The 15380-nt window shown below is 56.9% G+C and carries 15 protein-coding genes; 8 read left to right on the forward strand and 7 right to left on the reverse strand.

The features are described 5' to 3' along the window. Nucleotides 1-135: 135 nt before the first annotated feature. On the reverse strand, nt 136-897 hold the full coding sequence (locus WBL42_RS07885) for a hypothetical protein (RefSeq protein WP_424720732.1): 762 nt from the start codon (nt 895-897) through the stop codon (nt 136-138). Between the two features lie 377 nt (nt 898-1274). Between WBL42_RS07885 and WBL42_RS07890 the strand changes: the two genes are divergently transcribed. Together WBL42_RS07890 and WBL42_RS07895 are read left to right on the forward strand one after the other, a co-directional pair. Continuing rightward, a complete protein-coding gene (locus WBL42_RS07890; RefSeq protein ID WP_424720733.1) occupies nt 1275-2354 on the forward strand; it encodes an alkene reductase in 1080 nt (359 codons plus the stop codon). Nucleotides 2355-3073: 719 nt separating this feature from the next. After that, nucleotides 3074-3412 carry a hypothetical protein gene (locus tag WBL42_RS07895; RefSeq protein WP_424720734.1) on the forward strand — a complete coding sequence of 113 codons (339 nt, stop codon included), beginning with the start codon at nt 3074-3076 and terminating at the stop codon, nt 3410-3412. A 125-nt stretch (nt 3413-3537) separates the two neighbouring features. On the opposite strand, the gene WBL42_RS07900 is transcribed toward WBL42_RS07895, so the two are convergent. Both WBL42_RS07900 and WBL42_RS07905 read right to left on the reverse strand, forming a co-directional pair. Continuing rightward, nucleotides 3538-3909 (reverse strand): hypothetical protein, encoded by a 372-nt coding sequence (locus WBL42_RS07900; RefSeq protein ID WP_424720735.1) that lies wholly within the window; start codon nt 3907-3909, stop codon nt 3538-3540. Next, nucleotides 3906-4166: a hypothetical protein gene (locus tag WBL42_RS07905; protein WP_424720736.1), complete on the reverse strand. Its 261-nt coding sequence runs from the start codon at nt 4164-4166 to the stop codon at nt 3906-3908. The genes WBL42_RS07900 and WBL42_RS07905 overlap by 4 nt, the downstream gene beginning before the upstream one ends. 156 nt (nt 4167-4322) lie before the next feature. On the opposite strand from WBL42_RS07905, the gene WBL42_RS07910 reads away from it, so the two are divergent. From WBL42_RS07910 to WBL42_RS07920, 3 genes are all read left to right on the forward strand, one after another. Next, nucleotides 4323-5735: a phosphoadenosine phosphosulfate reductase family protein gene (locus tag WBL42_RS07910; RefSeq protein WP_424720737.1), complete on the forward strand. Its 1413-nt coding sequence runs from the start codon at nt 4323-4325 to the stop codon at nt 5733-5735. After that, a complete protein-coding gene (gene hisH, locus WBL42_RS07915; protein ID WP_424720738.1) occupies nt 5713-6318 on the forward strand; it encodes an imidazole glycerol phosphate synthase subunit HisH in 606 nt (201 codons plus the stop codon). The genes WBL42_RS07910 and hisH overlap by 23 nt, the downstream gene beginning before the upstream one ends. Before the next feature lie 93 nt (nt 6319-6411). After that, on the forward strand, nt 6412-7251 hold the full coding sequence (locus tag WBL42_RS07920; protein WP_424720739.1) for a hypothetical protein: 840 nt from the start codon (nt 6412-6414) through the stop codon (nt 7249-7251). 119 nt (nt 7252-7370) lie between these two features. Here the strand turns inward: WBL42_RS07920 and WBL42_RS07925 are convergent, their stop codons facing one another. From WBL42_RS07925 to WBL42_RS07940, 4 genes are all read right to left on the reverse strand, one after another. After that, nucleotides 7371-7988: an ArsR/SmtB family transcription factor gene (locus tag WBL42_RS07925; RefSeq protein WP_424720740.1), complete on the reverse strand. Its 618-nt coding sequence runs from the start codon at nt 7986-7988 to the stop codon at nt 7371-7373. After that, nucleotides 7981-10722, reverse strand: coding sequence for an alanine--tRNA ligase (alaS, locus tag WBL42_RS07930; RefSeq protein ID WP_424720741.1), 2742 nt, complete (start codon nt 10720-10722; stop codon nt 7981-7983). The genes WBL42_RS07925 and alaS overlap by 8 nt, the downstream gene beginning before the upstream one ends. 84 nt (nt 10723-10806) lie before the next feature. Then, nucleotides 10807-11130, reverse strand: coding sequence for an SWIM zinc finger family protein (locus WBL42_RS07935; RefSeq protein ID WP_424720742.1), 324 nt, complete (start codon nt 11128-11130; stop codon nt 10807-10809). Then, a complete protein-coding gene (locus WBL42_RS07940; protein ID WP_424720743.1) occupies nt 11127-11834 on the reverse strand; it encodes a Nif3-like dinuclear metal center hexameric protein in 708 nt (235 codons plus the stop codon). Before WBL42_RS07940 ends, WBL42_RS07935 begins: the two co-directional genes overlap by 4 nt. Before the next feature lie 90 nt (nt 11835-11924). On the opposite strand from WBL42_RS07940, the gene WBL42_RS07945 reads away from it, so the two are divergent. From WBL42_RS07945 to WBL42_RS07955, 3 genes are read left to right on the forward strand one after another with little or no spacing between them, the layout of a single operon-like run. Then, entirely contained in the window at nt 11925-13433 is a 1509-nt protein-coding gene (locus WBL42_RS07945) for a homocysteine biosynthesis protein (RefSeq protein ID WP_424720744.1), read from the forward strand. Further along, nucleotides 13430-13816 carry a 4Fe-4S binding protein gene (locus WBL42_RS07950; protein WP_424720745.1) on the forward strand — a complete coding sequence of 129 codons (387 nt, stop codon included), beginning with the start codon at nt 13430-13432 and terminating at the stop codon, nt 13814-13816. The genes WBL42_RS07945 and WBL42_RS07950 overlap by 4 nt, the downstream gene beginning before the upstream one ends. Continuing rightward, complete coding sequence (locus tag WBL42_RS07955; RefSeq protein WP_424720746.1) at nt 13813-14526, forward strand: UPF0280 family protein; 714 nt, start codon at nt 13813-13815, stop codon at nt 14524-14526. The genes WBL42_RS07950 and WBL42_RS07955 overlap by 4 nt, the downstream gene beginning before the upstream one ends. The last annotated feature ends 854 nt before the right edge of the window (nt 14527-15380 follow it).

The raw sequence follows: 15380 nt of genomic DNA on the forward strand, positions 1-15380 counted from the left end.
CCCGGGTTCGAGTCCCGGTCGGCGCACTTCTTTTGTTGGGTTGGGGTTTAGGGAGCTGCGGTCTTCTTTTGTGCGATTTTAAAATAGCAATTCAGGAATTTTATCTCAAAAAAGCATTGATGATTTCGATTTGCATTATAATCTGTGACACCGTAAATCTGTTCCGAGATAATATCCTGTATTACAACTGATACATTGCTGATTGACACAGGCACTGTTACCGGTACAATATGTAGTTGCACTGCAAGCTTGGTGGCATAGATTATCGTTTCCGGGAACAGATCCAGCAGGACATCCTGAAGGATTATTCATATAATTCTGCAAGTCTTTCGGGGTATCGAAACTCCAACCTTTGTAATAAAGTGGATTATCAACAGCACAAATACTAGGATCAGAACATACAAGATATCCTCCCGTTGTTTCCATTGCAATATATTCTCCTGGGGATACTTCCGCTAATACCCAAGCGTGATTTGACTGTTGTTCTGAACTAATATCCTGATCGACCCTACCAATTTCGATAATTGCGTTAATATTTTGGGTTTCTACCTGATCCCAGACATCTTCTGACATTTGAGCACATGCATACATATCAGGGAGATTATACGTGTGGGTTTGATGATATACCTCGACAATTTTCGTGATTGTTGCAATATTTTGGTCTCTTTGAGATTCAGGTGTAGATGTTGCTACAAAAGTTGGAATGAACGTTGTTTGGATATACGTTGGAGTGTCGGTCGGAGTAGAAGTTGGACTGGCATAATTCAGTTGAGGTAAAGATTTGTTGTTAATTGAATTATTGGTACATCCCGCTGTAAAAATTATAATTAAGACAAGAAATAAAAGAATGGGACGATAAATCGAATTGGTATTCTCTTGTATAAATTCGAATCCCATACTGATCAACTTATAAGATAATTTCAAATTATTTGTTCTTCGAATCAATAAACATTTACAATTTTCGTTTTTTTCCGAATTTTCAATTTGCCATCCTTATCTATCAATGGCAATTGGGTAGTTTTTTAATAACCGGAAAAATACAACGCTGGCCTGCTGGATCTCCCCTGATCCGGGTACAGCAAATGTACCTATCCGACCCCCCTCCCCTTCTCACAGGAAGTCACGCAGATCCTGCCCGATCAGGGCAACCCGGGCACCCGCATGATCCGTTTCCCGGATCCCCTTTACAACCTTTCATTTTTTGTAAACAGGGAAAGGAACTATGCCCGACACAACAGGATGGAATACAAACTGATGATGGAGTTGTTGAAATAATGAGCCTGTTATCCGGGTATACTTTTGGCGATCTCACGCTGTCGAATCGCATGGTAATGGCGCCTATGACCCGGTGCCGTGCAATCAGCGGCAATGTCCCCGGCCCGTTAACGGTCACGTATTACCGGCAGAGGGCATCTGCCGGACTCATTATAACCGAAGGATCCCAGGTAAGCCCCATGGGTGTCGGTTTTTACCGGACACCCGGGATCCACTCGCCGAAGCAGGTCGCCGGGTGGAAGGACGTGACCGGGGCTGTCCACGAAGCCGGAGGGAAGATCTTTCTCCAGCTCTGGCACGTGGGCCGGATGTCCCACCCGGATTACCTTGGCGGCGCACTCCCGGTCGCACCTTCAGCTCTTCCCGTTGGCGATGAGATCCACACTCCCTCTGGTGCAAAGAAGGCGATCCCGGTCCCCCGGGCCCTCGGGACCGATGAGATCCCCATTATCATCGACGAGTTCCGGGTCGGGGCGATGAATGCAAAGGCAGCGGGTTTTGACGGCGTCGAGGTTCACGGGGCCAACGGGTACCTGCTGGACCAGTTCCTGCGGGACGGTTCAAACCAGAGGACCGACATCTACGGGGGCAGGGTGGAGAACCGGGCACGCCTCCCTCTTCAGGTCGCCGATGCCGTGGCCCGGGTCTTTGGCGGAAAGCGGGTCGGGTACCGGATCTCGCCGCATTTCCTGGTCCATGGCATGGCAGATTCAGACCCGCGGGAGACATTCTCCTGCCTTGTCGAGGGGCTGGGCAGGATCGGGATAGGGTATGTCCACCTGGTTGAGTCTCTCGGGGGCAGGATGCCGGTCCCGGCGGCCGGCAGCCGGCTGGCTTCTGTCATCCGGGCGAAGTTTGACGGTACGCTCATGCTCAACGGGGGATATGATGGGCAGTCCGGTTCTGCGGCAATCGAGGAAGGTATCGCCGACCTCATCTCGTTTGGCGTCCCGTTCCTTGCCAACCCGGATCTTCCCGAAAGGTTCCGGCAGCATGCCCCCTTGAACCGCGAGGACGTCGCCACGTTCTATGACGGGGAAGAGAGAGGGTATACCGATTATCCGGCGCTGGGGGAATAAACTGCGGCTCATTTTAGTATCGGTTATTTTCCGATGATTGGAAACATCCTGCTGCATGCCGGGGTTCCGGTTTTTTAACCCGGTCCCGGGCTGGTCCTGACCGACCCGCCAGGTTCTTTGAAAATGAACTGCACAGCTGCCTTGTTCCAATAGTTCCTTCCCGGAAATCCGGTACCCTGGAACAAGGTAAACTCCTGAATGGATCAAAACTGTTTTCAAAAATAGTGTTCGTGTTATGTGCAAAGATTATTTCTTCTTTGCTGCTGCCGCCTTCTTTACGGGCTTCTTTGCTTCCGGCTTCTTTGCCGCCGCCTTCTTTGCTGCTGCCATGTTGGTATCCACCTCCTACCGGAAAGGGTTATATTTTCTCTTAATTTGTCTATTAATAAATATTTTGGTCGCAATGTCATTTTGAGGCCCAGAAATGCACATAACCACCACTTTTTTCAATGCAAATGGCCACTATCAATGCAGGAACGGTTTATCAAAGTATTACATCACGAAATGCGCAATCCTTCAGATATGGCCCGAATTTAAAAAACATCGCCAGTTCGTGGGAATTGCAATCCGGGACGGGTCGTAATCTCCGGGAGAGAACGCGCATTTCCCGGGGTTTTGCGAGCCCGCATGCGAGTTCCGGCCCGCACGTGAAGGATCTGATCGTTCACACCCGGAATGATACGATAACCTTTATCCACCGCCGCATCATCCGTAAACCTATGAAAAAGCAGTTCATACTGGGCCTTGTCGGTTCAACCCTTGGAATACTGACTGCAATCTTCGTTATCCTGTCTGCCACCGGCAGCGATCAGACACTCTCCGGTGTGCAGGCCGCACTTTTCTCAAGCCTGGGGCTGATGGGAGCGGCTATCGCTAACAAGGAGACACGGTTCGCCGGCTGGATGCTGCTCCTGTCAGCAGTATTCATCACTCTCTCGGTCCCGGTTGCAGGTACCCTGAACCTGCTTTTCCTCTATATGCCGGCGGTCGTGATCCTGGGAATTACAGCAATCCTTTGTTTCATGGAACCCGAAGAGGACAAGGCTGCCCCGGATTAATTCCGGGAGTTGCTTTTTTTTTACGATTGCATTTTTTGGGTTGCACGCCAATGGCCAGACAAAAAACCGGATCTGTCGTCCCGGGACATTCCGGGATATTATTACACCGGGCCAAAAGAGAGATGTTATTCTTCTTTTCGCGGTTCGGTTTCAGTACTTGTTTCAGGATTTGCCTGGCAGAATGACTCAGGGCGCGTCCGGTCGAGAATAATCCGGGCTATGGAAACATTCGCAACAACGACCACCCCGTAGAAGAAGAGGGTGTGGATGATCAGGGTCGCATACTGGCTTCCGCCGGTAACCAGGAACCCGTGGATCCCAAAAATGATGACTGCGACAGCGATAGCACTGACACTGATCAGTATCGCACGTATGGCCGTGAACATACGGCTGCGGATGTCCGGGAAGATCAAAAGCCCAAAAAACCCAAGCACCCCAAAGCCTACACCGATCGCGAGGAAGACCCAGATGAGAATATCCCAGAAGATCGGCATCATGCGCCTTCACTCCAGGAGAAACTGACTGCCGCAAGGATTACCGAGAAACAGACCAGCGCAAGGATCACCGTTACGTCCAGGACCAGCAGGGTCCCGAGGGCAATGTTCAGGCAAAGGCCGGCTGCACCGGCGGCAGTGACGGCCACGAGGGCCGCAACATAGCGATCATACCGGGTCTTTGTCCACAGCACGCGTACGAGTGCCCCGGCAGTCAGGAGCAGGAGGCAGAGGGTGGCCAGCAGCCAGGTGTCGATCATATATCCAGTAATAATGGGGAAGATTCGTATTTATCCATACTGTCCCGGCATGCACGAGCCCGTCCCTGTCCCGGACCCGCCATTTCCGGCGGGCATACACGATGCGGGTGACGGAAACGCTTGTTTTTATTCCCCCGGTACCAATAAATACACCAGATGCGCCCGTCCTATCTTGGCAAAATCCTGCTCCGCTGGTGTGATGCCTGCCATGCACCGGTCCTCTCCCGGACCTGTGCCTGCGGTGCAGAGACCCGTGAAGTTCCTGTTACCCCGCCCGGGGATGCACGCCCGGCATTTCCGGAAGATATTGAGTTGATCAACCGTATTTATGAAGATCACTTCGGCGCCCCGCTCATCCCGGACGGCCAGATCGCCCTGCTCAACAAGGTGCCCGACCAGGACCGGATGGAAGAGGTGATCGTGGGTGGCGGTGTTGCCGGGATCATCCGGTATTTCCCCGGAGACCGGCGCTGGGAACCGGTTCCGCGGCCGGAAGCCTGCCGGCTCTTTACCCCGAAAAAGCGTTTTGTCGTAGTCAGCGACGATGCAGTCCCGTTCATCCGCGACCAGGGGATGAGCGTGCTCGCCCCCGGGCTCGTATCGGTTGAAGACCATGTCAGGGCCGGGGACGAGGTATTCATCCTGGCACAGGACGGGAGCTGTATCGGGGTCGGACGGGCAAAAGTCGATGCAGCAGCCGCCCGCACCATGGCGAAAGGTTCCGTGGTACGGACCCGGCGGAATATTCCCTCGCAGCTGACTCCCGGCAATGCCTCGTGGGACGATGTCGTGCGGGCAAACGCAAAGGTGCTTGACACAGCTGAATCGGAAGCGGTCGCGTTTGTCAGGGCAGTCACCGGAAGGAACCCGGGGCTCGTTGCGAACGTCTCCTATTCCGGGGGAAAAGACAGCCTTGCGATGCTTCTTGTGGTCCTCAAAGCGATCGGGCCTGTCCCGCTGCTTTTTGCCGACACGGGCCTTGAATTCCCGGAGACCTATGAAAATGTAAAGATCGTATCGGAGAAGTACGGCCTCGAAGTGCTCAGGACGAGCGGCATCAACACGTTCTGGGAGACCTTTGCCGAACAGGGCCCGCCGGCAGTGAATGCCCGCTGGTGCTGCAAGGTCTGCAAACTGACACCGGTCACGAACCTGATCCGTGAACGCTGGGGGGAATGCCTCTCCTTCATCGGCCAGCGGCGGTACGAGTCCGCGGCCCGGGCCCAGAGCGAACGGGTCTGGCGCAACAGGAATGTCCGGATCCAGCTATCCGCTGCCCCTATCCACAACTGGACCGCACTCCATGTCTGGATGTACATCATGCGGGAGAAGGCGCCTGCCAACGTCCTGTACATGCACCACCTGGATCGGATCGGTTGTTTCATGTGCCCGTCAAGCGATATGGCATTGATCCATATGATCGAAGATGATTACCCGGACCTCTGGAAGGACTGGACCGCGCGTCTTGCCGGCTGGCAGGAGTCGCAGGGGCTTCCCGCGGAATGGATTACCGGGGGCAGGTGGAGACTCAAAGAAGGGAGCAGTGATGACGCAGATAGCCATTATTGATTACGGCCTCGGCAACCTCCGCAGTGTCATGAAGGGCCTTGAGAAGGCAGGAGCGCATGCTGCGATCACCTGCGATGAGCACGAGATCGCTGCCGCCGACGGGCTCGTCCTCCCCGGTGTCGGGGCATTCCACGAGGGTATGGAGCAGCTTGGGCCCCTCAAGGACCTGATCATCGAATCGACACGGGACGTCCCGCTTCTTGGCATCTGCCTTGGTATGCAGATGCTCATGGAAACGAGCGAGGAGCACGGGCTCCACCGGGGGCTCGGCCTCGTGCCGGGCAGGGTTACGTGGTTTCCCCGGGTCCACGGGTTCAAGGTTCCCCACATGGGCTGGAATTCCCTTGCGATCGAACAGCCGGACAACCCGCTCCTTGCCGGCCTCGGACCAGAGGAATATGTATACTTCGTCCATTCCTATTACGCCGATACCCTGCCGGAATACACGCTTACATCCACGCAGTACATAACTCCCTTTGCCTCCGCGGTACGGAACGGCAACGCGTACGGCGTCCAGTTCCACCCGGAGAAGAGCGGCGCTGTCGGCCTCCGCATGCTGGAGAACTTCATCGGCATGATATAGGGTATCCGGGAATATTCACGTTCCGGCCGGCGCTGACTTGTGGAACCGGATCAGGGGATACCATTATTATTCCTGCCATTCGACCCTGTAGTCATGAAAAGGATCCTGCTCATCGCCCTGCTCCTTGTATGCACCGTGGGAACTGCGTCTGCATACGGCCTCAACCTCTCGTGTCCTTCGAGCGTACAGGCCGGAGTACCTATCAAGTGCTCGCTTGACAGCGATTTCCCTGCGGGGAGCACGTTCGACCTTGTCCTGTACCAGACCCAGTACACCGCAACGGAGATCAAAGACCAGCCGGTTACGATCCAGGCAAACCACAATACCCAGTATTTCGTAACCGACACTACGGGTTTACCGGGGGGAACTTACAAGGTCGAGATACAGTTTAACGGTCCCCAGGAACCACAGCTCCGGTCAGGCTCGGTCACGCTCCAATTGATCACGATCGTTGATCGTTCCGGCGATATTGATATCACGTCCCCTGTGTCGCAGGATCTTAGTGAGGCACTCAGGATTGAAGGGGATATCAAGGATGGCGGGAACAACGGTGTCCAGATCGAGGTTTCCGGTCCTGACGGGGATATATTTGGCCCCCAGTGGATCCAGACCAAGTCAGACCTCAGGACCGGCGCAGGGGTTTTTACCCAGCAGGTCAATGTCAACAGCGGTGGGGATTACAAGGTCGATTTCTCGGATTCGAACGGATTTATCGGCGAGAAAGTCTTCACCGTTGTCGCACCGACAACCGCCCCGACTGCCGCAGCCACCGGCACGGCAGCGGTAGTGAGGACGACCCGCCCGGCCACTACCCTGCCCACGCCATGGCCGACCACTACAGCGCAGTCACCCCTCCCCTCCCTGGTTACGATCTGCGCACTGGCCTGTGCCGGCATCCTGTCAGTCATGAAAATGAGCAGGAGCAGGAAATAATTTCCCGCAAAATTACCGGTAAAAAACCCTAATATTTTTTATTCGCTTTTTGCCCGAAAGGGCCACATAAAAAAAGATTTCAAATATTCAAATAACCTGTGAACATGGTTCCCGGGGGTTCAGCGGTATCGCTTTTTCCAGAGCCACGCCTCGTAACAGATCAGGATGAAGATCACAAGGATCCCGCCAAGGAAAAATGCAAGTGCGGGATCCGGCCCGGTAGCCGATGACATTGCCCACGTGTCAGAGCTTACTTTCATGGCCATTGTACTAACTTCGTTACGCTCCGCGCCACCGGTGCCGAATGCGGCAGGGACGGAGACCGGGGCGCCGCTCATGGACCCTGTGGCCATCAGCGGCAGGATGGCAGACAGTGCCAGGGATGCAACGGCAACAATACCGAAAAGGGCTGTATACTTCAGGAGCAGCGAGCGGAGATCCGCCTGCCGCGGGGCAACGATCAGGAGCTGGTTGGTCAGGGAATAGAGTTTCACTTCCCTGCCCTTGACGCTGTATTTTGTGTCCGAGACCAGGATAAGCCCGGCGTCGAGCAGGTTCTCAACATGGTACTTTGCCGTGTTCATCGGGACTGCGAGCGTGTCCGTGATATCGGTCAGGCTCTTTGCCCCCCCAGCCAGCAGCCTCAGGATATCACTTGCCGTCTGGCTGCCCATCGCTTTTGCAATCTTCTGCGCCCGTTCTTCGCCGGGCTCCATTACCACGATTTCGTCAGTCATGAAGTGCAGAGATGATCCGTTCGCGTCCTACTTTCAGTGCAAGGTCCAGCTGGTTGACATCGGGACCTCCACCCTGGGCCATTGACGGCTTGCCGCCGCCCTTGCCCCCAAGCAGGCCACAGACCTGCCCGATGATCTCGCCGGCATTGACCCGGGAGTCCCCGGATGCGAGGACCACCCGGGCCGTATCACCGGCCCCGGCGATAAGAGCCACCCCGCCGTTCTCTGCAATGGATGTTGCAAGGAGAGAAAGATCCTTCTGGGGGAGATCGATCCTGCGGATTACGACGTCAATACCCCCCAGGGATTCGGGTACGAGGGAGCGCATCTCCAGTTCGACCAGCCGGGCACTTATGCGCTCGATCTCCTTCTTCTGGTCTTTCCATTCCGTGAAAAACCGGGTTACGGTCGGGGGCAGGTTATCGTACTGGACCGAAAGGATTTCAGCAGAGGATGCCACGATCCCCTCGAGGTGCTGCATGTAATAGATCGCGGCCACGCCGGCAGCGAATTCTATCCGCTCGATGCCGTCCTGGATATGCTCGACCCGCATGATCTTGATAACGCCGACTTCCCCGGTTGTCCGGCAGTGGGTGCCGGCACAGGCTTCGATATCGCCTGCCACCTTGACGACGCGGATATCCCTGCCGGGCGGGACGCCGCCCTGGTAGAGGGAGAAACCGTACTTCTGCTCCGCCTTGGTCCGGTCTTCGATCGAAATCTCGACCGGCTGGCTCGCCATGATCATCCGGTTGGCAGCGATCTCGATCCGGTGGAGTTCGTCCTGGGTGATGTGCTTGAAGTGGCGGATGTCGACCCGCGAACTCTCGCTGCCCTTCTGCGCGCCGGCCTGGTGGATGTGGGCGCCCAGCACTTCCTTTGCCGCGTGAAGGAGGATGTGGGTGCCGGTGTGGTGCCGCATCAGGGACCAGCGCCGTTCCTCGTCAACCATACCCTTGAGCCGTTCGCCGCGCTGAAGCATGCCGCCGGTAATGTGGTGGAGGACGACCTCGCCCACCTTTACCACGCCGTCCACCCTTACCATTGCTTCGGCACTGACGAGCGTACCGGTATCGGCAGGCTGGCCGCCGCCCTCGGGATAGAAGAGGGTCTGGTCGAGCACCGCGAATTCATCGAAGAAGTCCAGCACGACCGCCTCGAACTCGATGTCCGTGGGCTGTTCGTAGTACAGTTTCTTCGTGGGCGGCAGAGTCTGGAGACGTTCCGCGTACTTCGCGGTCTTGTCCACCTCGACTTCCTTCTTAGACTCGGAGTGCGAATCGGCAACCATCGAGTAGAAGTTGTCCGGCAGGTCGACGACCGCGCCTTCCCTGGAGGCGATATCCCTGACCATCTCCGGCTGGATGCCGTGCGAGTCGTAGAGGGTCATGATCTCGGCGAGGGGGACGCGCTGGCTCTTTGCTTTGTAGGTCTTTGCCACCTTCTGGACGATCCGGGTGCCGCGTTCGAGTGTCTGGGCATACTTCTCGGTCTCGCGGTCCGCGATCTCGCGGACTACTGCGATGTCCTGCTCGAACTTCCGATCGCCCAGGATCCGGGTCTGCTGCTCGATCAGATCGGCCAGCGGTTCCTCGATCCTGAGATCGGTCATCAGCCGCAGGGTCCTGCGGATGACAAGCCGTGCGAGATAACCTTCGCGCACATTGGAGGGGACGATGCAGTCCCCGAGCATGTAGGCAAGGCAGCGGGTATGATCGACTACTGCATAGACCTTCTCGATGGGCGTAATCATCTTGTCGAGTTTCTCGGGGGAGATATCGATCGCCGCTGCCACTTTCTTGCGGAGGTTGAAGAGGTTGGTGCCCGAGATGTCCATTAGGCCGGCGAACTTTGCATTGAGGGCCAGGATCTTCGTATATTCCTTGTTGTCGAGCATGTGGGAGAGCCCGGCAAGGCCCATCATGTGGCTGACCATCTCCGGGAAGACCGCGTCGTAGATGGTGGGCGAGCCCTTCGAGGCCCAGACGAAGCGTTCGAGGCCATAACCGGTATCGACGATCCGGAGCTTCATCGGGTAATACATCTCACCATTGAGATCGTAGCCCTTCCCGTCGGTTTTCTGCCTACCGAGGCTCATGAAGACAAGGGTGGCCACTTCAAGGCCCCCAATCAGGACCTCGACACTCGGACCGGCATTCCCGCCACCGATCCACGGGTTCTCCTTGTACGTGACCTGGTTGATGTCGCCGCCGATGGATGCGATGAACTGGTCGCAGAGCTCGACGGTCCGGTCCTTCCAGTAGATCTCCTCGTTTGGTGTATTGAAGGCGTGGTGTGCCATCATCTCGAACGTGGTGAGGTGCCGCCCGGACTTTCCGACCGAGTCGAGATCATTGAGCCGGATGCACGGCTGGGAGATGGTCAGCGGGTTGGCCGGCGGTGGCACAATGCCGCTCGTGACAAACGGCTGGAAATCCGCGATGGAGGCGATGGTGAGGTAGATATCGTCCCGCCAGCGGGCCACGACCGGGTACCTTTCTATCCGCGTGTGCCCCTGCTTCTCAAAAAAGGAGAGGTACGCCTCGCGCATGCTGTCAAGGGTATGGGGCCGGAAGATCGGGTTGCCGATGAAGTTGTAGGGTTCGCAGGGCGCATCCCCGCAGACCTCGCGCGAACTGTCACGGGTCCAGAAGGCAGAACCGCATGCCTTGCAGACCTTGCGGGTCATCCCCTGGGTCTTGAAATAATCGAGCTGGTATTCCTCTTCGAGCATGAACAATCACACAATCGTCAGTACAATTGATTATGAAGGCTAATCTAGGTTTTGCTAATCCAGGTTTTACTATTCGGGGTTTTGTTAACGGGCTGGCTTCAGCTGGTCCTGGTACCAGCTGTCGACCGGCACAAACGTCCCGGTCAGCTGGGCGATCCGGGTCGCGAGCAGGTGCCAGCAGGTCCGGCCCCGGTACATGAAGTCGCTGCAGGTGCAGAAATCCTCATCCACGATATAATCCGCAGTCCTGCCTGCTACGACAAAAAAGTCGAGGTACTTTTTTATTTTCCCATCATCAATGGCCACAAGTGCCTTCCTGCCCCGTGCGCCAAATTCCGATTCGATCTCCCCGCGGAGGGCCGGATCAAGGGCTTTCTTCTCCGCGAGACGCTGCCAGATGTCGCTCATGGGATGGTGGAGAGGACCGGGGGATCGTCAAGGTAGTGCCAGCCTTCCCGGGCAGCGAGGCGTTTCATGGCCGGGGCTTCCAGCGCATAATGCGTAGCCTCGATGCAGGGCAGCGGTGCCGAACGGGCCACCGAATGCTTCAGCTCGGCAGAGAGAAAGGTATCGGCTCCCTGTGCCTGCGCCTCGGCCATGACCGCCGGATCGAACCCGCTGCCGGCAACGATCGCCAGCTGCCGGACCGGGCCTGGCGTTCCCCAGGCCCGGATGTTCCCGCCAAGACGCCGGGAGATCTCCTCAAGGGACAGCGGGCAGGTGCCGATCAGGCCGAGCGACAGCGGCCGCCGATCCGTGAGCGAGAGGAGTTCGGCGAGGGCATCGTTAACGCCCTCGTCCGCCCGGTCGAAGTTGGTGTGCATGACATAGAGGTTCATGCCGGCCGAGAGGAGTTCCTTCATCAGGGACGCGGTCCGGCCGGTCAGGGAGGTGACCGGAGTCCAGAGGGGCGTGTGGTGGACGACCAGCATGTCGGCATTGAGGTCCGCTGCGGCTTTCACCACTGCAGGTGTTGCATCAAGGGCACAACAGATCACCTGGATCTCCGGTCGGCCCTCAACCACAAGCCCGATCCGTCCTGCATCAAAGTCCTCGGCAAGATCGGGGGGGGCGAGCCGCTCCATCTCCCCGATGAAGTCACGCACGTGCATACAGGATCATGGATGCCGGGCATTAAATAGCATTTATTACCGGGGGTGATAACAATTGCCTTAAATATTCGGAAAACGGAATATCCGGGCATGCACAAGTCCATCGACCTGATCAATGAACGCATCCGTGGAGGGAGTGCACGGGTTGTTACGGCCGAAGAGATGCCCGCGATCGTTGCCGAGCTTGGTGAGGAAGGGGCGCTTAAAGAAGTGGACGTTGTCACGACCGGGACGTTCGGCGCTATGTGCTCGTCGGGCGCCTTCCTGAATTTCGGGCATGCCGAGCCCCCGATCAGGATGGAACGTATCTGGCTGAACAATGTCGAGGCGTACGGCGGGCTTGCCGCTGTCGACACGTATATCGGGGCGACCCAGCAGTCCGATACGCTCGAAGCGGAATATGGCGGGGCACATGTCATCGAAGACCTCGTGGCAGGAAAGGCCGTGGAGCTGCGTGCAAGTTCCCGCGGCACCGACTGCTACCCGCGCCGGACGATCACCACCGATCTCCTGCTCGAGAACCTCAACCAGGCGATCATGTGCAACCCGCGAAACGCATACCAGCGGTACAATGCCGCAACGAACACGACCGACCGGGTGCTCAATACCTACATGGGTACCCTGCTGCCGGGATGCACCAACATCACGTTCTCCGGTGCGGGGGTCTTAAACCCAATCTCCAATGACCCGAAGCTCCGCCTCATCGGGAGCGGTGTCCCTATCTTCCTCTGCGGGGCGCCGGGCATGGTGGTAGGGGAAGGCACCCAGCACTCGCCGGCCGGGGGATTTGGGACCCTGATGGTCACGGGGGATCTCAAGCAGATGTCCCGGGACTATCTCCGGGCTGCGACTATGTCGGGCTATGGGGTTACGCTGTACGTCGGGCTTGGCGTACCGCTGCCGGTGCTCGATCTCGACGTGGTCAGGGCGACTGCGGTGCGGGATGAGGATATTACGGTCGATATCCTCGATTACGGTGTCCCGAGCCGTTCACGCCCGTCGATGCGGAAGGTCACCTACGCGGAGCTCCGCAGCGGCGTCGTCGAGCTCAACGGCGAGGAGGTGCGGACCTCCTCGCTTTCCAGTTTCCGCAGGGCACGCGGGGTAGCGCAGGAACTGAAAGTATGGGTGGAACGCGGTAAGATCCAGCTCGCGCTCCCGACCCGGGCGATCGACCCGCAGAAAATGGCACGGCCCATGCACCAGACGGCAAAAGGCCCCCGCGTCCTCGACATCATGGACCGGTCCGTGATTACCATCGGCGAGAACGAGGAGATCCAGACCGCTGCAAAGAAACTCCTTAAGGGAGAGACCAACCATCTCCCGGTGGTGAATGATAAGGGGGTGCTGGTAGGCATCGTCACTACGTTCGATGTCTCGAAAGCGGTGGCAAACCCGGGCAAGGCGAACCATGTCCGGGATATCATGAAGAAGAAGGTTGTAACAACGACCGCGGACGAATCTGTGGATATTGCAGTCCAGAAACTTGAGCAGCATAATATCAGTGCCCTGCCGGTCGTGGACCAGCAGCAGCACGTGATCGCTCTCCTCACGGCGATGAACTTAAGCAAGATTCTCGGGGGGAGGTGGCTGAAATGAAACTGCTTGTCAATTTTTCGAGGGGACGGGGGCGTAAGCCGATCATCGCGCAGGTAGTGCGGGATACCGGTGTCCTGATCAACGTGGAACGCGCTGTGATCGATTCATCCGAAGGCGAGGCGCTGATCGATGTGCCCGACGACCAGTGCCGGCTCGTGCGGGATTCCATGACCAGTCTCGGGGCCGAAGTGCGGATTCTCGAGCACGGCGTGAACCTGAACGAGAGCGAATGCGTGGACTGCGGGGCCTGCATCAGCGTCTGCCCCCGGGAAGTCTTCTCGTTCGATACGGACTGGAAGCTGAAGCTTGCAGAAGAGAAGTGCATCCTCTGCGGGAAGTGCATCGATGCCTGCCCGCACCGTGCACTGACCCTCCCGTTATGATCCGTGCGCCGTTCCGGTTCCGCGAGACGATCGCAACGATCCTTGCGGATGACCCGGCCCATGTCGCGGCCGCAAAGGCCGGCATCCTCGCCGCCCGGCAGGAACTGGAGGCATACATCGCCCGTGACCCGTTTTTTGCATCAACGTTCGATCCCTATACGCCGGATTCCGATGACCCCGTCATTGTCCGGATGTCGGATGCCACGCGGAAAGCGGGAGTAGGTCCGATGGCAGCAGTGGCCGGTGCCATCGCATGGGCTGGCGTGGATGCTATGCAGGAGGCCGGTGCATCGTTCGGGGTGATCGATAACGGGGGGGATATCGCCCTGCTCTGCGATCGCCCGGTCAGGGTCGGGGTTCACGCCGGGGAAGCGGCTCTCTCGGACCGGATCGCGTTCATTGTCCCGCCGCAGGACAGAATCCTTGGTATCTGCACGTCATCTGCAACGGTCGGCCCGTCCATCTCGTTTGGCATTGCGGATGCGGTCACGATCTTCTCCCATGATGTTGCGCTTGCCGATGCCTGGGCGACCGCGGCTTGCAACGCGATCCGGCCGGACGACCGGTCCGTGCTTGAGCGGATAGACCCGGAGGAAGTGAGCGGGGTCTTCGCGATCATGGGGGACGTGACCGTGGAGTGGGGCGTGCTGCCGCCGCTCGTGCCTGCGGTTGTAGATGAGCAGCTGATCAGTGCGGGGGACCGGCAATAATATTCCCGGAAAAAAATTCGCGTTCAATTTTCTTCCAGAATTTTTTCCGGCATGGTTTGAAAAAATCTCCCGGATATTTCCTGAATCCGGAATTTTAAAAATTATTTTATAGCCGGTCACGGAAAAAAATACCGGACCTCATTGATCCTGACAGGCAGCCCACACTTACTCTGGGAAGGGATCTGTATCTTCAGATGCCCTGAATTTCACTGCCATTTTCCGACAGGGACTGTCCCCACTCCGACGTAAGCGTGATCCACAAAACAGGGGTTCTTTTCGATCGGTAGGCCTGTACCATGAAAACCGAGGCGATCGGCCAGCCAATTGAGCCTAATTGCGCACATTTTACCTTCGTCGTGATTTCCGAAAACCGGGCCTTTTGCGGGCGATTCAAAATGAATTTACATCCATTTTCCCGGAATTGCGCACTTTTCCCGGTTATGGGTCTGACACCCATTTCGGGAAATCGTCATAAATGAGCCCCATTTGCCAAAATGAGCCCTGTTTGAAAATTGAGAGTTCGTCTCTTCCTTGCATCTCCCGGAGGTAGCGTTCTCCGACGGAGAGATGGAGGGGAAAATCCAGATATAGGTATCAGGATCTCATCATACCGGAGCGCCTGTTTTCCATGCAGGTTCCGGTCCGGTCCCGTGAAGTCACGCTCCCGGACCCCAGTACTTCTCTAAATTATCCCATCCCTTATGGGACAAAACCGCCCTGCCCTCATACATACGGTCTCGCCCCTCAATCCGGGGCCGAAACGGGCGTATTTTCCCATCAGGGTCCGGTGGTGAACACAAAAATGGAACCATGTTGTCCACCACGGAAATTATCCCCGCGATTTGTGGCAAAAA

The organism is Methanoregula sp., from assembly GCF_049686655.1.
GTDB lineage: Archaea > Halobacteriota > Methanomicrobia > Methanomicrobiales > Methanospirillaceae > Methanoregula.